At 71.5% G+C, this 23856-nt stretch carries 22 protein-coding genes; 11 read left to right on the top strand and 11 right to left on the bottom strand.

The window, feature by feature from the left end; all coding sequences use genetic code 11:
- Positions 1-180: 180 nt before the first annotated feature.
- Genes BM339_RS10190 through BM339_RS50630 form a run of 3 tightly spaced genes read left to right on the top strand, consistent with a single transcriptional unit; the run spans position 181 to position 3246 of the window.
- Positions 181-1836: an LCP family protein gene (locus tag BM339_RS10190; RefSeq protein WP_075020689.1), complete on the top strand. Its 1656-nt coding sequence runs from the start codon at positions 181-183 to the stop codon at positions 1834-1836.
- 60 nt (positions 1837-1896) lie between these two features.
- The gene (locus BM339_RS10185; protein WP_021599019.1) at positions 1897-2706 is read left to right on the top strand and encodes a thioesterase family protein; all 810 of its coding nucleotides are present in this window, start codon (positions 1897-1899) and stop codon (positions 2704-2706) included.
- 60 nt (positions 2707-2766) lie between these two features.
- On the top strand, positions 2767-3246 hold the full coding sequence (locus BM339_RS50630; RefSeq protein ID WP_161790968.1) for a hypothetical protein: 480 nt from the start codon (positions 2767-2769) through the stop codon (positions 3244-3246).
- A 338-nt stretch (positions 3247-3584) separates the two neighbouring features.
- Here the strand turns inward: BM339_RS50630 and BM339_RS52595 are convergent, their stop codons facing one another.
- Positions 3585-3761: an acyl-CoA dehydrogenase family protein gene (locus tag BM339_RS52595; protein WP_420883408.1), complete on the bottom strand. Its 177-nt coding sequence runs from the start codon at positions 3759-3761 to the stop codon at positions 3585-3587.
- 161 nt (positions 3762-3922) lie between these two features.
- Here BM339_RS52595 and BM339_RS10165 point away from each other — a divergent pair, with 161 nt between their 5' ends.
- The gene (locus BM339_RS10165; RefSeq protein WP_021599022.1) at positions 3923-5257 is read left to right on the top strand and encodes a UDP-glucose dehydrogenase family protein; all 1335 of its coding nucleotides are present in this window, start codon (positions 3923-3925) and stop codon (positions 5255-5257) included.
- A gap of 40 nt (positions 5258-5297) precedes the next feature.
- Entirely contained in the window at positions 5298-5717 is a 420-nt protein-coding gene (locus BM339_RS10160) for a CoA-binding protein (protein WP_024934299.1), read from the top strand.
- 68 nt (positions 5718-5785) lie between these two features.
- Here the strand turns inward: BM339_RS10160 and BM339_RS10155 are convergent, their stop codons facing one another.
- Entirely contained in the window at positions 5786-6475 is a 690-nt protein-coding gene (locus tag BM339_RS10155) for a hypothetical protein (protein WP_075020688.1), read from the bottom strand.
- 244 nt (positions 6476-6719) lie between these two features.
- The gene (locus BM339_RS48555) at positions 6720-7862 is read right to left on the bottom strand and encodes an RICIN domain-containing protein (RefSeq protein ID WP_177287663.1); all 1143 of its coding nucleotides are present in this window, start codon (positions 7860-7862) and stop codon (positions 6720-6722) included.
- 76 nt (positions 7863-7938) lie between these two features.
- Between BM339_RS48555 and BM339_RS10140 the strand changes: the two genes are divergently transcribed.
- From BM339_RS10140 to BM339_RS10130, 3 genes are all read left to right on the top strand, one after another.
- Positions 7939-9234, top strand: coding sequence for a sensor histidine kinase (locus BM339_RS10140; protein WP_075020686.1), 1296 nt, complete (start codon positions 7939-7941; stop codon positions 9232-9234).
- On the top strand, positions 9231-9905 hold the full coding sequence (locus tag BM339_RS10135) for a response regulator (RefSeq protein WP_256255285.1): 675 nt from the start codon (positions 9231-9233) through the stop codon (positions 9903-9905). The genes BM339_RS10140 and BM339_RS10135 overlap by 4 nt, the downstream gene beginning before the upstream one ends.
- Positions 9906-10061: 156 nt before the next feature.
- Positions 10062-10991 (top strand): glycoside hydrolase family 16 protein, encoded by a 930-nt coding sequence (locus BM339_RS10130; protein WP_083597526.1) that lies wholly within the window; start codon positions 10062-10064, stop codon positions 10989-10991.
- Positions 10992-11077: 86 nt separating this feature from the next.
- On the opposite strand, the gene BM339_RS10125 is transcribed toward BM339_RS10130, so the two are convergent.
- The 3 genes from BM339_RS10125 to BM339_RS10115 form a co-directional block, all read right to left on the bottom strand.
- Positions 11078-11563, bottom strand: a complete 486-nt coding sequence (locus BM339_RS10125; RefSeq protein ID WP_075020684.1) for a hypothetical protein — start codon at positions 11561-11563, stop codon at positions 11078-11080.
- Between the two features lie 115 nt (positions 11564-11678).
- Positions 11679-12146, bottom strand: a complete 468-nt coding sequence (purE, locus tag BM339_RS10120; RefSeq protein WP_052357269.1) for a 5-(carboxyamino)imidazole ribonucleotide mutase — start codon at positions 12144-12146, stop codon at positions 11679-11681.
- Positions 12147-12169: 23 nt separating this feature from the next.
- Positions 12170-13342 carry a 5-(carboxyamino)imidazole ribonucleotide synthase gene (locus tag BM339_RS10115; protein ID WP_075020683.1) on the bottom strand — a complete coding sequence of 391 codons (1173 nt, stop codon included), beginning with the start codon at positions 13340-13342 and terminating at the stop codon, positions 12170-12172.
- Positions 13343-13646: 304 nt separating this feature from the next.
- Here BM339_RS10115 and BM339_RS10110 point away from each other — a divergent pair, with 304 nt between their 5' ends.
- Entirely contained in the window at positions 13647-14237 is a 591-nt protein-coding gene (locus BM339_RS10110) for a GtrA family protein (protein WP_021595296.1), read from the top strand.
- Positions 14238-14252: 15 nt separating this feature from the next.
- On the opposite strand, the gene BM339_RS10105 is transcribed toward BM339_RS10110, so the two are convergent.
- The 5 genes from BM339_RS10105 to glgX form a co-directional block, all read right to left on the bottom strand.
- Positions 14253-15524 (bottom strand): ATP-binding protein, encoded by a 1272-nt coding sequence (locus tag BM339_RS10105; protein ID WP_075020682.1) that lies wholly within the window; start codon positions 15522-15524, stop codon positions 14253-14255.
- A gap of 100 nt (positions 15525-15624) precedes the next feature.
- Entirely contained in the window at positions 15625-16296 is a 672-nt protein-coding gene (locus BM339_RS10100; RefSeq protein ID WP_019629095.1) for a response regulator transcription factor, read from the bottom strand.
- Between the two features lie 151 nt (positions 16297-16447).
- Complete coding sequence (treZ, locus tag BM339_RS10095) at positions 16448-18223, bottom strand: malto-oligosyltrehalose trehalohydrolase (RefSeq protein ID WP_075020681.1); 1776 nt, start codon at positions 18221-18223, stop codon at positions 16448-16450.
- On the bottom strand, positions 18220-20568 hold the full coding sequence (gene treY, locus BM339_RS10090) for a malto-oligosyltrehalose synthase (protein ID WP_083597522.1): 2349 nt from the start codon (positions 20566-20568) through the stop codon (positions 18220-18222). Before treY ends, treZ begins: the two co-directional genes overlap by 4 nt.
- 9 nt (positions 20569-20577) lie before the next feature.
- Positions 20578-22740, bottom strand: a complete 2163-nt coding sequence (gene glgX / locus BM339_RS10085; RefSeq protein WP_075020680.1) for a glycogen debranching protein GlgX — start codon at positions 22738-22740, stop codon at positions 20578-20580.
- Between the two features lie 228 nt (positions 22741-22968).
- Between glgX and BM339_RS10080 the strand changes: the two genes are divergently transcribed.
- On the top strand, positions 22969-23271 hold the full coding sequence (locus tag BM339_RS10080; protein WP_021595301.1) for a (2Fe-2S)-binding protein: 303 nt from the start codon (positions 22969-22971) through the stop codon (positions 23269-23271).
- 87 nt (positions 23272-23358) lie between these two features.
- Complete coding sequence (bfr, locus tag BM339_RS10075; protein ID WP_024934295.1) at positions 23359-23856, top strand: bacterioferritin; 498 nt, start codon at positions 23359-23361, stop codon at positions 23854-23856.

Here is a 23856-nt window from a genome sequence, read left to right as displayed (position 1 = left end):
GCTCGCTCGTCTGACGCAGCCCACGCCACCCAGGTTTGCGTGCGGGCCGCCGGGGTGTGGTCAAGACGGCGCCACGTTACTGCAAGGACACGAGGCTCAGGTAGCGAACGGACGGGTGTCCCCCACTTTAGAGTGGTGTGGACTCGCGTCAGAACGAGATCTCCGGGAGGCGGCGGCCGCATGGCAGACGGGCACGACTCTGGTCGCGGCGACACCGACCCGCTGGAACGCTACTTCCGGCCGCGTCCCGGTTCCCACGCGGCGGACGACGGCGACGGCGACATCGAGGGCGTGACCATCGACGGGATGCCCGCGCCGCGGGTCCCGGTGGAGAGCCCGCGCGGGCCGCGCCGCCCCGGCCGGCAGCTGAGCCCGCGCGCCGCGATGAGCGCGCGGCGGCAGAAGCGGTTCCTCACCCTCACCGGGACGGCGTCGGCGTTCGTCCTGCTGACCTCGGGCGGCGCGTGGGCGTTCCAGAACTACGTCACCGGCATGATCGACAAGGTGTCGGTCGGCGGGCTCGGCAAGGGCAAGGACGCGCCCAAGGGCGCGATGACGATCCTCGTCGCGGGCGTCGACCGGCGCGAGGGGCTGACGAAGGAGCAGCAGAAGGCCGCCAAGCTCGGGCACTTCGAGGGCGAGCGCTCCGACACGATGATGCTGGTGCACGTGTCCCGCGACCACGACAGCGTGTCGGTGGTGAGCCTGCCGCGCGACTCCTACGTGACGATCCCGCCGCACAAGTCGAACGGGTCGGAGGGCGCGAAGGGGACGCGGGTGGGGGCCCGTCCGGGCAAGCTCACCTGGGCGTACCAGTTCGGCGGGCCCGACCTCACCGTCAGCACGATCAAGCAGGCGACGGGCGTGTCCATCGACCACTACGTCGAGGTGAACTTCTACGGGTTCGTCCGCATGGTGGACGCGCTCGGCGGCGTGGACGTCTGCACCGAGCAGGCCGTCGACGACAAGAAGAGCGGGCTGCGGCTCCCGGCCGGCACGTCGCACGTGGACGGCCTGAAGGCGCTCGCGTTCGCCCGCGCCCGCTACTCGCTGACCGGCGGCAGCGACCTCGGGCGCATCGACCGGCAGCAGCAGTTCATGGCGTCGCTGATGAAGCAGGCGCTGTCGACGAAGACGCTCAGCGACCCGGTCAAGTCGACGCGCTTCCTGAACGCATCGCTGAAGTCGCTGCGCGTCGACGAGGAGCTGGCCGACGACCTGCCGAAGCTCGCCGACCAGATGAAGAACCTGTCGACCGACGACCTCACGTTCGCGAAGGTGCCGCTGGCCAACCCCGATTACAACGCCGTCCTGTGGAACTCGCCGACGCCGCAGTCGACCGTCCAGTGGGACCAGCCCAAGGCGCGCGACCTGTTCACCAAGCTCCGGCGCGACCAGCCGCTCACCGAGCACACCGCCAAGCCGAGCGCCTCGCCGACGAAGAAGCCGCGGGACGAGCTGACGGTGCCGCCGGACGACATCTCCCTCCGCGTCCTGAACGCGATCGGCACCCAGGGTCTCGCGACCACGGCGGGCAGGCAGCTGCGCGGGCTCGGGTTCGAGGTGACGGTGGTGCCGGGCGTGGCGCGGCGCGGTCTCCAGACGACCCAGGTCCAGTACGGGCCGGGCCGGGAGGACTCGGCGAAGACGGTGGCCGCCGCGATCCCGGACGCCAAGCTGAAGAAGGTCTCCTCGCTCGGATCGCGGGTGCAGGTGATGGTCGGCGCGAACTGGGACGGCGTGAAGAAGGTCAAGGTGAAGCCGTCCCCGGGCGCGTCGCCGTCCACGAGCCCCGCGATCGAGACCGGGACGGCCACCCAGAAGCTCTGCGGCTGACGCGCGCCCTGTCGCCCCCATCTTCTAGAGTGGGATTCTAGTCTTGTGGGGAGGAGCCGCATGACCGAGGACGCGCCCGCCGAGGCGTTCTACGAGCCGCTCGGGGACGGGCGGTTCGCCGCCACCCCCGCCACGGCCGGGCCCTGGTCGCCGGAGCTCCAGCACGGCGGCCCGGTGTCGGCCCTGATCGGGCGGGCGTTCGAACGGCACGACCCCGTCCCGGGCACCCGGGTCGCGCGGGTGACGGTCGAGATCCTCGCGCCCGTCCCGGTGGCGGAGCTGGAGGTCGCCGTCCGGACCGTCCGCCCCGGCCGGCGCGTCACCCTCCTCGAAGGGACGATCACCCACGAGGGCAGGCCGGTCGTGCACGCCACCGGATGGCGGATCCTGGCGGCCCCGTCCCGCCTCGAACCCGTCGTGCACGCCCCCGCCCCGCCGGACCTGCCCGGGACGCCGCGCCCGTTCGGCGACTGGCCGGGGGTGCACCTGGACGGCTACCTGTCCGCGATGGAGTGGCGCATCGTCCACGGCGCCTTCGGCGAGCCCGGCCCCGGCACGGCCTGGGCGCGCTCCCGGGTCCCGCTGGTGCCCGGCGAGCCCGACACGCCGCTGGTGCGCGCGCTGACGCTGGCCGACAGCGCGTCCGGCATCGGCAGCCAGCTCGACCTGGCCAAATGGCTGATCATCAACACGGACGTGACCGTGGCGCTGCACCGCGACCCGGCCGGCGAGTGGCTGTGCCTGGCCGCCTCCCTCGACGCCAGCCCGGGTGGCAGCGCCCTGTGCCACGGGACGCTGGCGGACCGTTCCGGCGAGGTCGGCCGCGTGATGCAGACGCTCCTCGTGGACGAGCCCCCGCCCCGTTCCTGATCGAACACTCTGGGTAACATTCTGGTGACAGAACGTAGTCACACGTCAGGAGTCACCAGCATGTCCGCAAGGATTCCCGTCCTGTTCAGCACGACCGCCGCCGCGCTGGCGCTCACCGCCGGCATGGCGGGCTCGGCGCTCGCGGCGCCGCCACCGGGCGACCCGGCCTCCGTCAAGGCGCCGGAGGTCGCGCCGCCCGCCTCGTCCGTGTCGTCCACGTCGTCGTCCACGTCGTCCGCGTCGTCGTCGTCCAGCGCCAAGGACGGCACCGACCTGGCGGCCTGCATGGACGCCACCTGCGAGGTCCAGGTCCGCGACGGCCAGAAGATCCCGCTCGACCGCAAGTACGGGCTGAAGCCGGTCGAGGTCGACGTCCGCGGCAACCGCGCGATCTTCACCCTGGAGGACGCCCGCAACCCGAAGACGAAGACCGTGATGGACGTGGCGGGGGGCGACTCCAGCGCCACCTACAACGGCATCACGTTCCGTCCGCGCATGACGAAGGACGGCAACGTCATCGTCGACGTCTCGCACGCCTGACCCGCCACCGGGGGACGGGCACCGTCCCGTCCCCCGGGGTCGGCGGGACCTCCTACCGCCGGCCTGCTCCCCCGCCATCCCCCGCTCGGACTTGATCGCCGCGTGATGGGCCGACCGCCGCGCCCCCTCCAGCCGCGTCGCCACATCCGCCAGCATGAACCGCACACCCTGGAAAAGGGTCATCCCGGTGGGGTCCAAGGTGGCCGGCGCCGTCTCGAACCCGGCGCCCCGCGCACCGAGCAGCCGATTCTCCACCACGAATTCCGAGACGCCGCGGGCACCGGTCGACGGGTCCGCCACCGCCATCGCGGTGGAGAACTCCGAGACACCGGCATCGATCACCGTGGGCGGCGCGTCGGCTCCCACGCCCCGTACGATTCGGGCACGTGCCCCGCGTGCAGCCCGCCGGCCTCCAGCGCCTCCAGCGCCTCCCGCCGGAAGCGGGACTCCCCGTCCGCCTCCGCCGGGAAAGGAGCGATCTTGGCCTCGGCCGGTTCACGTACCGTGGCCCTCAGCAGCTCACGCTTCCCGGACGGGGCGTAGGCGGGAAAGTCGGAACGAACGCCGCGGATTCTACCGGCCGGTAGCGGAGGCCGGGCGGCGCAGGTATCGGCCCGCAGCGGGCACGTTGGTAGCAGGCCGCTCGTCGGCGACAGCGAATCGGAAGGAGCAGGCCTTGTCCCACCGGCTGACGGTCATCGGAACCGGGTACCTCGGCGCCACCCACGCGGCGTGCATGGCCGACCTCGGCTTCGAGGTGCTCGGGCTCGACGTCGACGCGGAGCGGATCGCGCGGCTCTCGGCCGGTGACCTGCCCTTCTACGAGCCCGGCCTCGAACCCGTGCTGCGCAGGGGCCTGGAGACGGGGCGGCTGCGGTTCACCACGTCCTACGCCGAGGCCGCCGAGTTCGGCGACGTCCACTTCCTGTGCGTGGGCACCCCGCAGAAGGCCGGGGAGTACGCGGCCGACCTGCGCTACGTCGACGACGCGGTCGCGTCGCTCGCGCCGCTGCTGCAGCGGCCCTGCCTGATCGTCGGGAAGTCGACCGTGCCGGTCGGCACGGCCGCCCGGCTGGGCGAGTTCCTGGCCCGGACGGCGCCGGCCGGCGGCGACGCGGTGCTGGCGTGGAACCCCGAGTTCCTGCGCGAGGGGTTCGCCGTCCAGGACACCCTGCACCCCGACCGGATCGTGGCCGGGCTGCCCGCCGACCAGGGCGCCGCCGAGCGGGCCGAGAAGGTGCTCCGCGAGATCTACCGGACGATGATCGCCGAGGGCACCCCGTTCATCACCGCGGACTTCCCGACGGCCGAGCTGGTCAAGGTGTCGGCGAACGCCTTCCTGGCCACCAAGATCTCGTTCATCAACGCGATGGCGGAGGTCTGCGAGGCCGCGCACGCCGACGTGACCAAGCTCTCGGAGGCGCTGTCCTACGACGACCGGATCGGCGGCAAGTTCCTCGGCCCGGGACTCGGGTTCGGCGGCGGGTGCCTGCCGAAGGACATCCGGGCGTTCATGGCCCGCGCCGGCGAGCTGGGCGCCGACCAGGCGCTGACGTTCCTGCGCGAGGTCGACGAGATCAACATCCGGCGCCGGATCCGGATGGTGGACCTCGCCCGGCAGCTGCTCGGCGGGTCCTTCGTCGGCCGCACGGTCGGCGTGCTCGGCGCCGCGTTCAAGCCGAACTCCGACGACGTGCGCGACTCCCCCGCGCTGGACGTGGCCGCGTCGATCCGCGCCCAGGGCGCCCGGGTGACGGTGTACGACCCGCAGGCCATGCGGAACGCGCGCCGCGCCCAGCCGTCCCTCGACTACGGCGACTCGGCGCTGTCGGCGGTCCGCGGCGCCCACGTCGTCCTGCTGCTGACCGAGTGGGCGGAGTTCCGCGGCATGGACCCGCACGAGGTCGCCGGGGCCGTCACCGAGCGCAACATCGTGGACGGGCGCAACGCCCTCGACCCCGAGCGGTGGCGCGCGGCGGGCTGGAACTACCGGGCGCTCGGACGTCCGTGACGGCGGAACTAAAGCCGCCGCGGGCGGTGTTGTGCCCGGCATGAGCGCTGAATTCGCCGACCAGGACGTGATCCGGCGGCTGCTGAACGAGTCGAGGACGTGGGCGTTCGTCGGGCTGGGCGACAATCCAGCGCGGGAGGTCTACGACCAGGCGCGGCTGATGCGGCAGCGGGGGAAGCGGATCATCCCCGTGCACCCGGCGGCGCGGGAGGTGCTCGGCGAGAAGGGGTACGCCTCGCTGGCCGACGTCCCGGACGCCTCCGAGATCGACGTGGTGGGCGTCTACCGCCGCGCCGCGCACGCGGGCGCGGCGGTGGACGAGGCGATCGCGGTCGGCGCGAAGGCGGTCTGGCTGCCGCTCCAGGTCATCGACGAGGCGGCGGCCCGGCGCGCGCGAGCCGCCGGGCTCGACGTCGTCATGGACCGCTGCCCCGCCGTCGAATGGGCCCTGCGCCGCTAACGGCCGCGGGGGTCTGGCGCGCGGCGCGACGGCGGGCCCCCGGCCGCGGCCGGGGCCCGCCGGCCCGGCTACGCCTCGTTGCCGACGAGCTTGTAGGTGTGGGCCCCGTTGACCGCCCACATGCGGTACTGGACCTTCGGGCGCCGGATGACCTCGAACCACGGGTTCGGCCGGACCACGTTCGCGCTGATCATCACCGTCACGGCGGAACGGTTCTTGTTGAAGACGATGCGGTTGGGCTTCGCTTCCTCCTTGACGTTCCAGGACGCGTTCTTCAGGTAGCTGTTCGCCCGGACGATCCGCACCGTCTTGCCGTTCCAGCAGTACTTGACGCTGGAGTGCCACTCGTACTTCGGGATGGTGGCGGAGTTGATGTAGCGGTCGACGGTGTTGCACTTCTCCTTCTTCTTCGCGGTGACCCCGGCACCGCCGGCGGATCCGCCGGCTGAGGGAGCCTCGGCACCGGTGGGCGCCTCGGAACCGGTGGGCGCCTCGGAACCGGTGGGCGTCTCGGTCTCGCCGCCGGTGGGCGCCTCACTGCCGGTGGGGGCCTCGGCGCCGGCGGAGGCTCCGCCGACCAGGGCGGGCGCGTCCTGCCCGGACACCGCGGAGACCTTGTCGACCGGCGCGGGCTGCGAGCCGCCGGCCACGAGCACGCCGGCGGCGATGGCGCCGCCCAGCGCGGTGACGCCCACCGCCGCCGCGATCGTGGTCCGGCGCCGCGACGGCTTGCTCTCCACAGAGTTCTCCTCGCGCATTTCTCCACTCCCTTTCCATTCACGGGCCTCTGGATATGCGGCCCGATCGATGGAGAAAAAGATACGGAGAATGGTGCTCGACCCCCTAGGGCCATAGGACCCCAACACGACCCCTCGCAGGCCCTAATGATTCTTGTCCGTTTCAGCGCATGCCAGAACGGCGGCCGGATTGACCGGCCGCCGGAATTCGGGCGCACCCGGTGGCTTGTTCGCGTCGAACGCAGGGCAAGCGGGACTTACCAGGTCAGGTGCCGGCGGGGGGCGTGGTCTGGACGAAGCTGTAGCCCCATATCCCCGTCTTGGTGCAGGTGGTGTGCATCGCCTGGATGCTGCCCTTCCGTGTCGAGTCGATGCCCACGCACATTCCGTTCTGACGGGTCTCAGGGGACCGCAGGTTGAAAAGGGGTGTCGGCTGGGACGTGCCTTTTCCTGCCGCGGTCTCACCCTGCGGCCTGGTCGCCTCCAGATTGAACCGCTGCCACTTGTTGGCCTCGTCGCATGCGGTCAAGTGCAGGCGGGATCCTTCGCCGGGCGCGTCGAGCGTGAGGCACCAGAGCCTGCCGTCGACGGTGTGCCCCTGAACGACATGCGTGTTGGCGGTGTGGGTTTCAAGCCAGAAACGTTGTAGATCGTCCTCCTCATCACACTCCTCAAGCGAAAGAGTCGGCGCGAACTGATCATCCGGAAGGATCGTCAGGCAGTTCCCCACCGATACGGAGGCCTCGGGTTGAATGGAGTACCAGCCGTTGCCCGGCGGGCTCGCGAGGGACGGCTTGCCGCTCTCCTTGTTCTCGTGCTTCCCGGAGTCGTCGCCGAGTGCGGTCACCATGGCTATCGCGACGACCGCGACGGTGATGAACGCCGGCGCGGCGACCAGCGGCGAGAGCGAACGGCGCGCTGAACGGTCGCGCCTCCCGGAGGACTTGCGATGACGAGGGCGCCGTTTCGGCTGCTCTTCGGCTTGCCTCTTCTCGGGGGGCGGGGGCACGGGCGGCTCCGGAGCGGCGACGGGTTTCGCCGAGGCGACGAGTTTCGCCGGGGCAACGGCGGACGGCCTCGGCGATGGTGAGGATACCCGTGCGTACGCGCGCATCCATTCCGCCTGAACCTCGGGCACGCATCCGCACGCGCTGACGAACGCCGAAACCACTTCACGACGTGGCAGAGTGCTGCCACCCAGTATTCCGGCCAGCCCTCCGGGCATGAGGACGGGCGCCTGCGCCGTTCTGGCTTCGAGTTCCTGGAGACTCAGTCCGGACCAGCGTTGAAGCCGCCGCATCATGGCGATGAACTCGGCGGTGCCGCGGACATCGTTCGGCTGCGGAACGGTCCTGCGACCTGACGTTTTCGTCCCTTCTTCAAGGGATGTGTCGTTGATCGTGGGCATAGTAGCGACCTCCACCAGAGATGTGGCTAATGTTCCTTTTGCAGAAAGCTGTGCTGCCCGCGGGAGGACCACCTCGATGCCCGACCTGACCCAGCACGTCTCCGGGTCTTCGCGCAGGTCCGTGGAATCCCGGATCGGCACGACGTTCGTCCTGCTCATCCAGGTGCGGGTGCTGGTCGTCGGGGTGACGGTGCTGATCGATCGCCAGGTCCGCGGCGACTTCTGGGCGCTGAGCGCCCTGGCCGCGGTGGCGCTGTTCTCCGGGCTGATGCTGCTCGGCTGGGAGCAGGTGGTCTCGCGCCTGTACGCGCAGCCCGCCCTGCTGGCCTGCGACGTGCTGCTCGGCTTCGCGGTGCTGAAGACGGGCGGGATCATCGGCCCGTACTTCCTGGTCACGGTGATCGCCGCCGGTCTGGCGGGGCTGCTGTACCGCTGGCCGACGACGCTCGTGCTCTGCCTTCAGCAGACCGTGCTGTACTACGTCGCCCTCCTGGACGGCGACGGCACGGGCGGCATTCGGGGTGGCGACACGCTCCCGCTGCTGCTCGCGATGCCCGCGTTCTACGGGATCGGCGCCCTGGTCGGGAGCGTGATCCGGCGGCTGTTCGACGAGCAGGCCGCGGCCGAGGAGGCGCTCTGGCGCTCGGAGGCGATGGCCATGGCCGCCGAGGAGCGCTCGCACCTGGCCCGGGAGCTGCACGACTCCCTGACCGGCACGCTGTCGGGGATCGCGCTCACCGCGACCAGCCTGCCGATGGTCGTACGCAAGTCGCCGGACCGCGCGGTGAAGGAGTCCCAGCGCATCGCCGCCGCCGCGCAGATCGCCACCCGGCAGGCCCGGTCCCTCATCGCCGATCTGCGCGCGGACGCCGTGCAGCGCCCCCTGCACGTCGTGGTCCGCGAACTGGCCGCGGAGTGGGGCGAGTCGACCGGCGTCCGGGTGGCCGACCGCGTCCAGGACGGCGCCGACCTGCCGCTGCACCCCCGGCACGAGGCCGTGGCGATCGTCAAGGAGGCGCTGGAGAACGTCCGCCGGCATGCCGGCGCGACGGCCGTCGAGGTCGCGGTGACGGACGGCCCGGACGGCCTGCGGGTCGTCGTCCGCGACGACGGCCGCGGCCTCCCCGAACGCCCCGGCCGCGACGGCTGGCTGGACGCGCTCGCCGACGGCGGCCATTACGGCCTCCTCGGCATGCACGAGCGAGCCCGCAGAGCCGGAGGCGAGCTCACCGTGGACTCGACCCCGGGCGGCGGCACCCGCATCACCGTCCGATTCCGCCACGCCCCCTCCCCGGACGACGCGTCCGAGAGCGACGCCGTGGTGGCGGCAGGTGGGAACGGCACCGCATCGGTAGACCGGAGGAGCCTGTGAACATCGATTCGCCGTGCCGGGTGCTGGTGGTGGACGACAACCCGTTCATCCGCTCGGGCCTCATGCTGGCGCTTGAGGCGAGTGACGAGATCGAGGTCGTGGGAGAGGCGGGGGACGGCCGGCGGGCGATCGAGCTGGCGCGGGAGACGGTCCCGGACGTGATCCTTCTCGACGTGCGCATGCCGCACGTCGACGGGGTCTCCGCGGCGGCCGCCCTGAGCGGGATCGGCCGGGTCATCATGCTCACCCAGGTCGAGGACCCCGAGGTGGTGCTGGCGGCCGTCCGCAACGGGGCCGTGGGCTACCTGGTGCACAACACCTTCACTCCCGCGGAACTGTGCGCGGCCGTCCTGAACAGCGTCCGGCAACGGGCTCACCCCCTTTCCCAGGCGGCGTCGGCGGCCCTGATCGACGCCGCGCGGACGGGCCCCGCCGGCGCACCGGTGGCGGCCGATCCGGTGGAGCAGCGCAAGCGCTTCGGGCTCTCGGAACGCGAGGCCGAGGTGATGAACCTGATCGCGCAGGGCCATCCGAACTCGACGATCGCGGCCAAGCTATTTCTGACCGAGAAGACCGTCAAGAATTACATCAATAGGCTTTATGCGAAGCTCGGGGCCCCGAACCGCTCCACAGCCATCGTGACCTGGCTCGGAATACCGCCGCAGGACTGATCTGCCCGTTCGAATTGAGGCCCCTATCGCCCGGGCTAGGGCCCTAGAGCCCTAGGGCCCCGATGCGCGCCCGGCTAGATTCCGACTGAATAAGTCGTGCGCTTGGCGAGCCGGAATCGGCCGCGAAAGCGATTCGTTCAGTTCGGAGGTTGTACCATGCCCTTTTCTTTCCGGAGACAGGTCGTCATAGTGACGGTCACCGCGGTGACCGTCGGCGTCCTGATATTCGCCGCTCTGCACGAGAGCGCGGCCGACATCGGGCGCACCGGGGCGGCCGCCGACTCTCATCCGCTTCCCGCCGGGGAGCGGACGTCCGCCCACGCTCCCGCCGGCACCGGCAAGGCCGCCAAGTCCTCCGGCGGGTCGACGGCGGCGCAGCGTCACGGGTGGGGACGTCCCGTGGCCGCCGACGAGTTCGACCGCCTCGACAAGAAGGCCTGGGAGGTCTACAACGGCCGCGGGCACGCCGGCAAGGGGCGGCGAAGCCCGAGCGCGGTGACCGTCCGCGACGGGGTCCTGCGCATCACCGGCAAGCCCGACGGGACCACCGGGGGGCTCGGCTGGCGCAAGGGCGAGCAGAAGACGGGCCGCTGGGAGGCGCGGGTGAAGCTCAACCGCTCCTGCGCGTGCTACAACGCGAACATGCTGCTGTGGCCGGTCAACGGCGGCGGCGGCACCGCCCCGAAGGGCGGCGGGGGCGAGGTCGACTACATGGAGACCTACGAGGACAACGGTCTCCGGAAGGGCGCTTTCTTCTTCCTCCACTTCGACCAGCGAGAAGGTTCGGAGCAGAAGGGGCGGGAAGGCAACTCCGGCCGCATCTCAGACCACATGAAGGTGGACCTCACCACCTGGCACACCTTCGCGGTCGAGTGGACGGAGAAGGGCATCAGCGGCTACGTCGACGGGCGCCGCTGGTTCCACACCTCCAGGCGGGACGTGCTGCCGCCGGGCCCGATGGGCCAGGCGATCCAGCTCGACTGGATGCCCCACCTCAAGAAACTGACCGCGCCCTCGATCGACCTCAAGCGCAAGAACCGCCTGGCGGTCCTTGAGGTCGACTGGATCCGCATGTACGGCGTCTGAACGCCTTGGTCGGGCTTGAGGGGTTTCGGGTGGTGGACGCGGTCTCCCGGCCACGGGGTCGCCGGGAGGCCGGGCTCACCGTTATGTCAGCGGATGATCTGCCACACGCCCTCGTCGCTTCGGCGCAGCACGAACGTCGGCTGGAGCGTCTGCTCCGACAGGTGCCCGTCGGTCCAGCGCAGTCCCGAGAACGGCAGCTCGGCCTCGCCGAACTTCGTGATCCTTCCACCGGTGGCCAGGATCTGGCCGAGCGCCAGCCGTTCCCTCGGCCTGAAGAAATGGGGGGAGGTCCGCACACCCTTGCGGCAGTCGCCCTTCAGAGCCGGGCCGGTCACGAAGTCGCCGTCTTCAGCGACATAACGGCACACCGAGCTGTCACCCGCCGCCTGCCCCCGGAGGAACACGCTGAGTGCGGCACGCGCCCCTTCGATCCCCTCCTCGGCGCCCGGGTCTTCCTTGACGGGGTCGGTCGTCTCGGACGGGGACGCCGTCGGCGAAACCTGTTTCGGTGACGGCGCCGCGGAGGCCCCGCCGTCGTCGTCCGACCCGCCGCAGGCGCCGGTGGCCAGCATTCCTAGGAGAAGAAGGCCGCAATAGGCCGATTTTCTACGAGCCATCGAACGCCTCCCGGGGAGCATGACGTCAGGCGACGACTTTACCCGGATTGACCAATTTGGAGGCGTTCGTTTAGAGCCGTTCGCGGAGGCGGGTGCCCTTCGCCTTGGCCTGGCCGTAGAGGTCCTGCTGGAAGACCTTCATCTTGGCCCGCAGGTCCTCGTCGGACGCGGCCAGGATCCGGACGGCCAGCAGCCCGGCGTTGCGGGCCGCGCCGACCGCGACCGTCGCCACCGGGACGCCGGCGGGCATCTGGACGATCGACAGCAGCGAGTCCATCCCGTCCAGGTACTTCAGCGGGACGGGCACCCCGATCACCGGCAGCGGCGTCACCGACGCGAGCATGCCCGGCAGGTGGGCGGCGCCGCCCGCGCCCGCGATGATCACCCGCAGCCCGCGGCCGGCCGCGTCCTCCCCGTAGGCGATCATGTCGTGCGGCATCCGGTGCGCCGACACGACGTCCGCCTCGTAGGGGACGCCGAACTCGGCGAGCGCCTGCGCGGCGCCCTCCATGACGGGCCAGTCCGAGTCGCTGCCCATCACCACCCCGACCACCGGGTCGCTCACCTGTTCTCCTCTTTCTCTTTCATCTGGGTACCCCACCGCAGGTAGGCGGCGGCGTGCCGGGCGCGCTCGCGGACCTCGGCGAGGTCGTCGCCGAGCGCGGTCACGTGGCCGATCTTGCGTCCCGGGCGGGACTCCTTGCCGTACATGTGGACCTTGACCGCCGGGTCGTGGGCCATCACGTGGATGTAGCGGGGATAGACCTCCGGGTCGTCGCCGCCGAGCACGTTGGCCATGACCGTGTAGCGGGCGGTCGGCTCGGTGGAGCCGAGCGGGAGGTCGAGGACGGCGCGCAGGTGCTGCTCGAACTGCGACGTCCGGGCGCCCTCGATCGTCCAGTGCCCGGAGTTGTGCGGGCGCATGGCCAGCTCGTTGACCAGCAGCCCGCCGGCGGTCTGGAACAGCTCGACCGCGAGGAGGCCGACGACGTCCAGCTCGTCCGCGACGCGCAGCGCGAGGCTCTGCGCCTCGGCGGCGAGGTCCTTGGGCAGGCCGGGCGCGGGCGAGATCACCTCGGTGCAGATCCCGCCCTCCTGGACGGTCTCCACGATCGGGTACGCGGCGCCCTGCCCGTACGGGGAGCGCGCGACGAGCGCGGCCAGCTCCCGCTCGAACGGGACGTGCTGCTCCACCATCAGGTCGACGCCCCCGGACAGCAGCTCCCGGACGAGCTCGTACGCCTCGCGGTCGAGGTTCTCGACGATCCAGACGCCCTTGCCGTCGTAGCCGCCGCGGGTGGCCTTGAGGACGAGCGGCCAGCCGTGCTCGCGGGCGAACGCCTCCAGGAAGGCCAGCGGCGCGGACGGCGGCAGGTGCGAGTAGGCCGGGCACGGGACGCCGAGGCCGGCGAGCCTCTCGCGCATGACGAGCTTGTCCTGGGCGTGCGCCAGCGCGGCCGCCCCGGGACGGCACGGGACGCCCGCGTTCTGGAGCTCCTCGATGTGCGGCCCGGGGACGTGCTCGTGGTCGAACGTCACCACGTCGCAGCCCTTGGCGAACGCCACGAGATCGTCGAGGGAGCGGTCGTCGCCGACCCGCGTGTCCGGGACGGCCCTGGCGGCCGAGTCCCGCGGCCCCCCGGCGAGGACGCGCAGCGACACGCCGAGCCCGATCGCCGCCTGCTGGGTCATCCGGGCCAGCTGGCCCCCGCCCGCCATCCCGACGACCGGCATGTCGTCCCGACGGGGCCGGGCCGGGGGGCGCGGGGCGTCGTCCCCGCTGGAAAGAGGCTGAACCTTCACGTCGAAAGGCTATCGGGAGGCCGGAGCGAACGATTCACGCGGAGCCCGCGTCGAACGTGTGTGGGGATCTCGGCAATGGGCAGGGAACGCCGTGGAGGGTGTGGAACGTTCATGTTCGGACGTCCCACGGGCCACGGGCGTCTATTCTCGTGATGCCCCCGCAGCAGCAGCCGCGCGGCCGCCGAGCAGGACGTCGTGGCGTACAGACGAAAGTCCGGAAGGACGGTTCCCCTTCGTGAGCCTGGTCGCCAATCTCCACCGGCAGTTCGAGCACCTGGTGCGCGAGCTCGCCAAGTTCGGCAGTGTGGGCGCGATCGCGTTCGTCATCACGGTCGCGATCGGCAACGGCCTGCACACCGGGCTGGGGGTGGGGCCCCTCACGTCCAACGGCGTCGCCACGCTGATCGCGACGACGTTCTCCTACCTGGCGAACCGGTACTGGACGTTCCGGCACCGCGACCGCACCGGGCTGGGCCGCGAGTACGTCCTGTTCTTCGCGCTGAACGGCGTCGGCCTGGTGATCACCGAGCTGTTCATCGGGTTCTCGCACTACGTCCTCGGGCTGGACGGCGCCGTCTTCTACAACATCGCGCTGGTCATCGGCACCGGAGTGGCGACGCTGTTCCGCTTCTGGTCGTACAAGAAGTGGGTTTTCCTGCCGGCGTCGGCGCCGCAGGTCGCCCCGGCCTCCGGCCTGCCCGAGGCGCCGGACGCCCCGGAGGGCCCCGGCGCGACCCGCGCGGCGGCCGCCCCGGCCCAGTCCCCGTCCCCGCGCCTCGGCCACCCGCTCGACGCGCACGCCGCCGAGGACTACGCCGAGATCTAGGCGGAGCGCCGAGATCTAAGCGGGGCCGATCACGACGCGTTCGGCGGCCAGCCGGGCCTCGGCGGCCTCGCGCAGGAACACGCCGAACACCGCGGGGCGGGCCTGGATGAGCTCCAGCCGGCCGCCGTCCACCACCGCCAGTGAGCGGGCCAGGTAGAGGCCGAGGCCGGTGCCGCGGCCGCCGCTGACGGTCCGCTCGAAGATGCGGGGCTCCAGCTCGGACGGGATGCCGCTGCCCTCGTCGCCGATCTCGACCACCACCGAGCTCGCGCCGGGCTTGGTGTGGATGGTCACCGTCCCGGCGCCGTGCATCAGCGAGTTCTCCAGCAGCGTCGCGATGATCTGGGACAGGCCCTCGGGGTTGGTCATGCCGACCAGGCCCTGCTCGCCGACGATCCGCACGTCCCGGCCGGCCTTGCGGAAGCTCGGCCGCCACTCCTCCACCTGCTGCCGGATGATCTCGTCGATCGGGGACGGGACGGCGCCGCCGGTGCGGTCGTGCCGGGCGCGGGCGAGGAGCTGCTCGACCACCGCGACGAGCCGCTCGGTCTGCGCGACGGCCGCGGCGCCCTCCTCCCGGACGACGTCCGGGTAGTCGGCGGCCTCGATCATCTCCTCCAGCCGCATGGACAGCGCGGTCAGCGGCGTGCGGAGCTGGTGGCTGGCGTCGGAGGCGAACTCCCGGCTGGCGATCAGCAGGTCGGTGATGCGGACCGCGCTGTGGTCCAGCACCTCGGCGACCCGGTCGACCTCGGGGATGCCGTAGCGGCGGGGGCGCGGCCGGGCGTTGCCGCTGCCGAGCCGGTCGGCGGTCTCGGCGAGGTCGATCAGCGGCAGCGTCAGCCGGCGGGCCTGCACCATCGCCAGGCCGACGGTGACGGCGACGCCGAGCAGGGCCAGGCTGACGATCAGCAGCAGCCGCCGCAGCGCCTCGTCGCGGACCTGCGCCTCCGGGCGCGACACCCGCACCCGGACCGCGCCGTGCGCCGCCGCGGCGGACAGGACGCGGCCGCGCCGGGGCGGGCCGGCGGTGACCGTCCGGCCGTCCGGCAGCGTGATCGCGATGTGCCGGCCGGGGAACTCCCGCGCGATCTCCGCGCCGGTGACCGGCAGGCGGGACTCCAGGCGGTAGCCGACGCCGCCGGCGATGGAGGACGCCTCCCGGTCCAGCGACCGGCCGGCCTCCTCGTAGACGAGCTTGTGGGCGATGTAGGCGAGGGGTATGCCGAGCAGGAGGATCGCGACCACCGCCACCGCGAGCGTCGACAGGAGCAGTCGGCGCCTCATCAGGGCTCCTTCGAGGGTGGGGCCGCGGGCGATGCGGCACGGAGCCCCGGAGGCCTCTCGGGAAGGCCTCCGGCGTCCCGCACGACCGCGGCGGCCGGTGCTAGTCGCCGCGTTCGAACCGGAAGCCGACGCCCCGCACCGTGGTGATGTAGCGGGGGCTGCCGGCGTCGTCGCCGAGCTTGCGGCGCAGCCAGGAAATGTGCATGTCGAGGGTCTTGGTGGAACCCCACCAGTTGGTGTCCCACACCTCGCGCATGATCTGTTCGCGGGTCACGACCTTGCCCGCGTCGCGGACGAGGACGCGCAGCAGGTCGAACTCCTTGGTGGTCAGCTGGAGCTCCTGGTCGCCCATCCAGGCGCGGCGCGACTCGGCGTCGATCCGCACCCCCTGGACGATCGGTGTCTCGGTGCTGCCCCGGCGCAGCAGCGCCCGCACGCGGGCGAGCAGCTCGGCCAGCCGGAACGGCTTGGTCACGTAGTCGTCGGCGCCCGCGTCGAGGCCGACGACGGTGTCGACCTCGTCGGCGCGGGCGGTGAGGATCAGGATGGGCACGCCATGCCCCTCGGCCCGTACCCTGCGGGCCACCTCAAGGCCGTCCAGCTCGGGTAGGCCGAGATCGAGGACGATCAGGTCCACGCCGCCCCCGAGCGCCCGCTCCAGCGCCTGCGGGCCGTCGGGGCTGACTTCGACGGTGTACCCCTCGCGACGCAGCGCGCGGGCGAGAGGCTCGGAGATGGACGTGTCGTCCTCGGCGAGCAGTACTGAGGTCATGGACCGATCGTATGACCATTCTTGAACATTGCCCGGCATCCGCCGCGCTCTTGACCTGCGGTTTGCCACTCGTAGTACATCCTTGATCACCACGAACCCGGCCGAATCGGGCTGTAGTCCACATCCCGCCCGGCGGCGCGGGGCCCGGCGGTCACCCGAGAACCGCCACGGAGGCGGCCGGAAGCGCCAGCGAGGCCGTACCGGAATCGCCGATGCCGTCCGTGTCGAGGTGGATCGCCGGATCCGAGGCGAGCAGCAGGCGGGGGCGGGCGGCGCCGGGCGCCGACGCGGGGAGCAGGACGGGGAGGTCACCGAGGTTCGCCGCCACGCACACGCCGCCGCGCCACATCATCAGCCAGCGGGCCGAGTTGTCGTCCACCTCGACCCTGACCCCGGCGGTCCGGGGGTCGTTCAACTCCGGGGTGGCACGGCGCAGCGCGATCAGGGAGCGGTGCCATTCCAGCAGCTCGCGATGGGGTTCGCCGTCCGGCTCGGACCAGTCGAGGACGGACCGCCGGAACGTGTCCACAGCCTGTGGATCGGGGACCTCGCCGGCCCAGCCGTGCCGGGAGAACTCCCGCCGCCGCCCTTCGCTGACCGCACGCGCGAGGTCGGGGTCCTGGTGGTCGGTGAAGTAGCACCACGGCGTGGACGCGCCCCATTCCTCGCCCATGAAGAGCATGGGCGTGAACGGGGCGAGCAGGAGCAGCGCCGCGCCCACCTTGAGCAATTCCGGGGACGGAAGGAGGGCGGCCGTGCGGTCCCCTGCCGCGCGATTGCCCACCTGGTCGTGGTTCTGCAGAAAACCGAGGAACCTGTGCGCGGGAGTCCGCTGGACGTCCACCGGACGCCCGTGGCGGCGCCCCCTGTAAGTGGACATCGTCCCGTCATGGACGAAGACCTTGGTAAGGGCCTTCTTGAGCGTTTCCAGGGACCCGAAGTCGCAGTAGTAGCCCTGCCTCTCGCCAGTGAGGGCGGCGTGCAGGGCGTGGTGAAAATCGTCGCTCCACTGGGCGTCCAGACCGTCTCCGCCCGCTTCTCTGGACGTCACCAGGCGCGGGTCGTTCAGGTCTGATTCGGCGATGAGGAACAGTTCCCGCCCCAGATGGGCCGACAGGGCTTCTACGGCACAAGCCATCTCTTCAAGAATGTGCACGGCACTGTGGTCGGTGATGGCGTGGACGGCATCGAGGCGCAACCCGTCCATGTGGTAGTCGCGCAACCACATCAGCGCGTTCTGGACGACGAATGCGCGGACCTCCTCCGAGCCCTCCTGGTCGAAATTCACCGCGTCGCCCCAGGGAGTGGCATGGGCGCTCGTGAAGTACGGCCCGTAACTGCCGAGCCGGTTGCCGTCCGGGCCGAGATGGTTGTAGACGACGTCCAGGACGACGGCCAGCCCGCGTGCGTGGGCGGCGTCCACGAAGCGCTTCAACCCGTCCGGGCCGCCGTACGGCTCGTGCGGGGCCCAGAGGTGAACACCGTCGTAGCCCCACCCGTGCCTGCCCGGGAAGGACGCCACCGGGAGCAGTTCGACGGCGTCTATCCCGAGCGCCACCAGGTGGTCGAGACGTTCGGCCGCCGCGTCGAACGTCCCTTCCGGGGTGAACGTGCCGACGTGCATCTCGTAGAGGACGCTGCCCGGGAGCGGACGGCCATGCCAGTGCTGGTCCGTCCAGGCGAACCGCTCGTGGTCGTACATGCGGCTCTGACCGTGGACTCCGTCCGGCTGCCAGGGCGAGCGCGGGTCGGGCAGCACCTCGCCGCCGTTGTCCAGGACGAAGCCGTAGTCCGTCCCGTGGCCGGCGTCCGCCACCTCGGCCGCCCACCGCCCGCCGGCCAGCGCCTCCATGCGGTGGCGGGCGCCGCCGGCCATGACGTCGACCCGTCCGGCGGCCGGCGCCCACACCTCGAACCGGCTGCTCACCGATCGATCTCCCTAGGGACGAGCAGGGCGACGGGCAGGTGCTCGAACAGGCGCGAGGCGTCCAGGAACGGGCCCATGTGGGTGCAGCCGGTCAGGACGTCCCGCCAGCCCTGGCCGCGGACGTCCACCCGCGTGCCCTTCCAGCCGCCGCGGCGCTCCAGGCCGACGGGCAGCCGCGTGGCGAGCGCGACGGCCTCCCCGCGGGTGAATCCGACGACGTGCTCGGCGCCCGGCCCCCGCACGGCGACCGGCTCGTGCCGCGCTCCCGGCCCGAACCAGTCCGGGTGCGACCGACGGAGCCGCAGGACCCTGGAGGTGACCAGCAGCTTCTCGTCGTCCACCTCCTTCGGGCGGCGGCCGGTGTCGAGCCGGAGGAGGTGCTCGCGGCGCCGGCCGTAGTCGACCGGCCGCCGGTTGTCGGGGTCGACCAGCGCCAGGCCGGTCAGCTCGCAGCCCTGGTACAGGTCCGGGACGCCCGGCATCGCGAGCTGGACGAGCTTCTGCCCGAGCGTGTTCACGCGCGCGTACCGGGCCAGCCTGGCGACGAACGACGTCATGTCGGTGACGAGGTCCGGGTCGGCGAGGACGCCGCGCGCGTAGGCGAGGACGGCCTCCTCGTACTCGGCGTCCCGCTCGGCCCAGGAGGTCCGGGTCTTGGCCTCGCGCATCGCCTTGACGAGGAACTCCTCCAGGCGGCCGGCGGTGAGCGGCCACGCGCCGACGAGCGTCTGCCAGAGCAGGTATTCGAGGTCGGGCTCCAGGGGCGACGGGCCGGAACCCCAGGTCCGCCACCGTTCCACCGCTTCGATCCACTCGCCCGGCAACTCCGACAGGACGGCGAGCCAGGCCCGCACGTCCTCCTCGCGCTTGGTGTCGTGCGTGGACAGCGTCGTCATCGTCAACGGCCAGTCGCGGGCGATCCGGATGCAGTGAGCGTGGAATTCCTCCGGGCCGATGAAGAACCGCCCGGGGTCGCCGCCGACCTCGTTCAGCGAGGCCATGCGGTTCCAGCGGTAGAACGCCGTGTCCTCGACCCCCTTCGCGGCGAGCGGGGCGGACGTCTGCTGGAACCTCACGATGAACTCGGCGTCCGTGCGGTCGCCCTGGCCGAGCGCCAGCGCGACGACCGTTTCGAGGTCGCCGTGCAGTTCCTCCGGGAGATGCTCACGGGCGCGGCGGGAGGCCTCGTTCATGACGTCGACGGCCTGCTGCGGTGCGTCCTCCCCCGGGACCACGTACGCGCGGTAGACGGGCATGGCGACGAGCAGTTCGACCAGCGCCTTCTCCAGACCCGGGCGACGCTCGCCGACGACCCGTCGAAGGACGCGCAGAAGCCGGTCGATCTCGGGCTTGAGGCCGTGCGCGGCGGCGTGGCGGCGCGCCTCGTGCTCGACCTCCTCGAACCGCGCCGGATTCCCGGTGAGCGACACGTAGTAGTCGGTGAGCGGCTTCTCCCCGGCGGGGTCGACGAACAGCCCGCCGACCATGCCGAGCGAGTCGTAGCCGGTGGTGCCGGAGCACGGCCAGTCCGCCGGCAGCCGCTCATCCCCCTCGGTGATCTTCTCGACGAGCAGCCGCCGGCCCGGGGCCGCCTCCGCCAGCCGCCGCAGGTAGCCCCGGGGGTCGGCGAGGCCGTCCGGGTGGTCCACGCGCAGGCCGTCCACCAGGCCCTCCTCGACCAGGCCGAGCAGCAGCGCGTGCGTGCGCTCGAACACCTCCGGGTCCTCCTGCCGGAGCCCGATCAGCCCGGAGATGTCGAAGAAGCGGCGGTAGTTCGGCTCCCCCCTGCCAGGCGAGGGAGAGCCGGGCAGGACGAGCCGGCCGCCGCCCGCGTCCCAGTCGACGTCGAACCACTTCGCCAACGGCGACTCCCGCCCGTCGGCGATGACGGCAGCCAGCGGCATGTTCAGGTCGTGCGGGTCGGGGATCGCCATGTGGTTCGGGACGACGTCGACCAGCACCCCCAGCCCGTGCGCGTGGAACCGGGTGACCATGGCGCCGAACGCCTCGGGGCCGCCCAGCTCGTCCGACAGCCGGGAGTGGTCGACGACGTCGTACCCGTGCGTCGACCCGGGCGCGGCCTGCAGGATCGGGGACAGGTAGACGTGCGAGACGCCGAGAGAGGCCAGGTAGGGGGCGAGCGCGCCGGCCTCGGCGAAGCCGAAGCGCTCGTCGGGGGTCCCGCGGAGCTGGAGGCGGTAGGTCCCGGTCGGGGGCGCGGCGAGCGGATCCGCGGCGGGGGTGGTCGCTTCGGTGCTGTGGTCCTCGGACACGGCTTCCTCGGGGGGATCGTCGGCGGGGGGCGGTTCCTCGGGGGCGGGCTCGGCGTGCGGCGCGTCGTCCATCGCGGACCCTCAGACCCGGCGCAGGACCTGGACGGAGCGCGCGCCCACCTGGACGGTCTCGCGGGCCTTCACGATCGGCGACTCCTCCTCGGCCAGCAGGGGGTCGGCGGTGTCGAGCATCTTTATCCACATCTGCCCGTACAGCGCGGGCGGAAGCGTGAACGGCAGGTCCCCGTCGTGCGCGTTGAACAGCAGCAGGAAGGAGTCGTCCTTGACCTGCCGCCCGCGCCGGTCGGGCTCCCCGATCGCGTCGCCGTTCAGGAACACGTCGAGCGCCTTGTTGAACCCGGCCGACCAGTCGCCGTCCGACATCTCCGTCCCGCCCGGCGTGAACCAGACGAGGTCCGGCAGGTCCTCGGGCCGGGAGGCCGCGCGGGCGCGCTTGCTCCGCTGGTCGCCCAGGAAGAACCGCCTCCGGCGGAACACCGGATGCTCGGTGCGCAGCGCGGACAGGCGGCGAACGAAGTCGAGCAGCGGGCCGCGCTCATCAAAGAACGTGTCGTCGCGCAGGCCTGTCCAGTCGACCCACGACAGCTCGGTGTCCTGGCAGTAGGCGTTGTTGTTGCCGCCCTGCGTCCGGCCTATCTCGTCGCCGTGCAGCAGCATCGGGACGCCCTGCGACAGGAACAGCGTGGTCAGGAAGTTGCGCTTCTGGCGCTCGCGGAGCGCGATCACGTCGAGGTCGTCCGTCGGGCCCTCGTGGCCGGAGTTCCACGACCGGTTGTCGTTCGTGCCGTCCCGGTTGCCCTCGCCGTTGGCCTCGTTGTGCTTGCCGTCGTAGGAGACGAGGTCGTGCAGCGTGAACCCGTCGTGGCACGTCACGAAGTTGATCGAGGCGATGGGGCGGCGGCCGTCGTCGGCGTACAGGTCGGACGAGCCCGTCAGCCTGGACGCGAAGTCGGGCATGGCGCCCGGCTGCCCGCGCCAGTAGTCCCGCGTCGTGTCGCGGTACTTGCCGTTCCACTCCGTCCACAGCGGCGGGAAGTTGCCGACCTGGTAGCCGCCCTCCCCGACGTCCCACGGCTCGGCGATCAGCTTCACCTGCGAGACGACCGGGTCCTGCTGGACGAGGTCGAAGAACGCCGACAGCCGGTCCACCGCGTGCAGCTCGCGCGCCAGCGTCGCGGCCAGGTCGAAGCGGAACCCGTCCACGTGCATCTCGGTCACCCAGTACCGCAGCGAGTCCATGATCATCTGCAGCACGTGCGGGCTGCGCATCAGCAGGCTGTTGCCGGTGCCCGTGGTGTCCATGTAGTAGCGGGGGTCGTCCTCGGCGAGCCGGTAGTACGAGGCGTTGTCGATGCCCCGGAGCGACAGCGTCGGCCCGAGGTGGTTGCCCTCGGCCGTGTGGTTGTAGACCACGTCCAGGATCACCTCGATCCCGGCCTCGTGCAGCGCCTTCACCATCGCCTTGAACTCCAGCACCTGCTCGCCCCGCTGCCCGGACGAGGAGTACTCGTTGTGCGGCGCGAAGAACCCGATGGTGTTGTAGCCCCAGTAGTTGCGCAGCCCGCGGCTCGTCAGCGCGTCGTCGTGGACGAACTGGTGGACGGGCATCAGCTCCACCGCCGTCACGCCGATCGAGCGGAGATGATCGGTGATCACCGGATGGCCGAGGCCCGCGTAGGTGCCGCGCAGCGCCGGCGGGATCTCCGGATGCCGGGCGGTGAGGCCCTTGACGTGCGCCTCGTAGATCACCGTCTCGTGGTAGGGGATGCGGGGCGGGCGGTCGTCGCCCCAGTCGAAGTAGGGGCTGACGACCACCGACCGCATCGTGTGGCCCGCCGAGTCGGCGTCGTTGCGCGACCACGGGTCGCCGAAGTCGTACCCGAAGCACGACTCGTTCCAGTCGATCTCGCCCTCGACGGCCTGCGCGTACGGGTCGAGCAGCAGCTTCGCCGGGTTGCAGCGCAGGCCGCGGCGCGGATCGTAGGGCCCGTGCACCCGGAACCCGTAGCGGCGTCCCGGCATGACGCCCGGCAGGTAGCCGTGCCAGACGAACGCGTCCACCTCCGGGAGCGGGAACCGCGTCTCCTCGCCGTCGCCCGCCGGCCCGTCGAACAGGCACAGCTCCACCCGCTCCGCCACCTCGGAGAACACCGCGAAGTTCGTGCCCGCGCCGTCGAACCGCGCCCCGAGGGGGTACGCGTCCCCCGGCCAGACCTGCGCCACCGTCCCGCCTCCCGTCCGTGCGGGCACCGGGGACGACGGAACGCGCGCCGGGGCCGCACGCGGAAAGCCCTTCCCGCTGAGGGGTGGATCACACCGATTCGGACCCCTCTGGCAAGAACGGACACGGCTGGGCTATCTTAGGGGAGCCTTACCTTATTGAGGGCGCCCTTACCTTCGCAGGTCGGGGCGTCCGCCCAGGACGAGCCGCACGGAAGGTCTCCCGCCCGCATGTACGTCTGCATCTGCAACGCCGTCACCGAGGACGACGTCCGCGGCTGCATGGCGGACGGCTGCACGACCGCCAAGGCCGTCAAGGCGGCCTGCGGGTTCAAGCCGAACTGCGGCTCGTGCACCAAGCGCATCCACCAGATGGTCAGCGAGTACCGGACGGCCGGCGAGCTCGCCGACGCCCTCACCGGCGGACCGCTCGGCCTCTCCGCCGTCCCCGAGCCCTCCGCATCCGAGATCGGCGTCCCCGGAGACGCCGTCGAGACCGCCGAAGGAGGCGCCGCACCGCCCACCGCCGCCTGAACCGACGACCCCGCACGAACGGAACGGACGGGTTCGTGTGGGGGTCAGTGCTGTCCAGAAACAGCCGGACATGCGAGCATGGGCGGCATGGATGGCGACAAGGACATCATCGCGCTGCTGAACGACCAGCTCACCGCGGAGCTGACGGCGATCAACCAGTACTTCCTGCACTCCAAGATGCAGGAGAACTGGGGCTTCACCCGCATCGCCAAGCACACCCGCGACGAGTCGTTCGACGAGATGCGGCACGCGGAGCGGCTCACCGACCGGATCCTGTTCCTGGAAGGGCTCCCGAACTACCAGAAGCTCGGCACCCTGCGCATCGGGCAGACCATCGTCGAGCAGCTGGAGGCCGACCTCGCGATCGAGATGGAGGCCGTCGAGCGGCTGCGCCCCGGCATCGAGCTGATGCGCTCGCGCGGCGACGTCACCTCCGCCCGCATCTTCGAGGACATCCTCGCCGACGAGGAAGAGCACATCGACTACCTGGAGACCGAGCTGAGCCTCGTCCAGGCCCTCGGCGAGCAGAACTACCTACAGCGGCTCACCGGTTCTCCCGGCGACGACGGCCCGAGCCCCGTCTGA

The sequence above is a fragment of the Actinomadura madurae genome (assembly GCF_900115095.1).
Classification (GTDB): Bacteria; Actinomycetota; Actinomycetes; order Streptosporangiales; family Streptosporangiaceae; genus Spirillospora; species Spirillospora madurae.
This window is presented reverse-complemented; position numbering and strand designations above follow the sequence as displayed.

Bases quoted from the DNA above. Each gene is read 5' to 3' on its own strand.
- BM339_RS10100 (WP_019629095.1), bottom strand. From the start codon at position 16,296: ATGACCTCAGTACTGCTCGCCGAGGACGACACGTCCATCTCCGAGCCT.
- BM339_RS50630 (WP_161790968.1), top strand. From the start codon at position 2,767: ATGTCCGCAAGGATTCCCGTCCTGTTCAGCACGACCGCCGCCGCGCTG.
- BM339_RS10080 (WP_021595301.1), top strand. From the start codon at position 22,969: ATGTACGTCTGCATCTGCAACGCCGTCACCGAGGACGACGTCCGCGGC.
- BM339_RS10130 (WP_083597526.1), top strand. From the start codon at position 10,062: ATGCCCTTTTCTTTCCGGAGACAGGTCGTCATAGTGACGGTCACCGCG.
- bfr (WP_024934295.1), top strand. From the start codon at position 23,359: ATGGATGGCGACAAGGACATCATCGCGCTGCTGAACGACCAGCTCACC.
- treY (WP_083597522.1), bottom strand. From the start codon at position 20,568: ATGGACGACGCGCCGCACGCCGAGCCCGCCCCCGAGGAACCGCCCCCC.
- BM339_RS48555 (WP_177287663.1), bottom strand. From the start codon at position 7,862: ATGCCCACGATCAACGACACATCCCTTGAAGAAGGGACGAAAACGTCA.
- BM339_RS10115 (WP_075020683.1), bottom strand. From the start codon at position 13,342: ATGCCGGTCGTCGGGATGGCGGGCGGGGGCCAGCTGGCCCGGATGACC.
- BM339_RS10160 (WP_024934299.1), top strand. From the start codon at position 5,298: ATGAGCGCTGAATTCGCCGACCAGGACGTGATCCGGCGGCTGCTGAAC.
- BM339_RS10190 (WP_075020689.1), top strand. From the start codon at position 181: ATGGCAGACGGGCACGACTCTGGTCGCGGCGACACCGACCCGCTGGAA.
- BM339_RS10155 (WP_075020688.1), bottom strand. From the start codon at position 6,475: ATGCGCGAGGAGAACTCTGTGGAGAGCAAGCCGTCGCGGCGCCGGACC.
- purE (WP_052357269.1), bottom strand. From the start codon at position 12,146: ATGGGCAGCGACTCGGACTGGCCCGTCATGGAGGGCGCCGCGCAGGCG.
- BM339_RS10125 (WP_075020684.1), bottom strand. From the start codon at position 11,563: ATGCTGGCCACCGGCGCCTGCGGCGGGTCGGACGACGACGGCGGGGCC.
- BM339_RS10105 (WP_075020682.1), bottom strand. From the start codon at position 15,524: ATGAGGCGCCGACTGCTCCTGTCGACGCTCGCGGTGGCGGTGGTCGCG.
- BM339_RS10140 (WP_075020686.1), top strand. From the start codon at position 7,939: ATGCCCGACCTGACCCAGCACGTCTCCGGGTCTTCGCGCAGGTCCGTG.
- BM339_RS10185 (WP_021599019.1), top strand. From the start codon at position 1,897: ATGACCGAGGACGCGCCCGCCGAGGCGTTCTACGAGCCGCTCGGGGAC.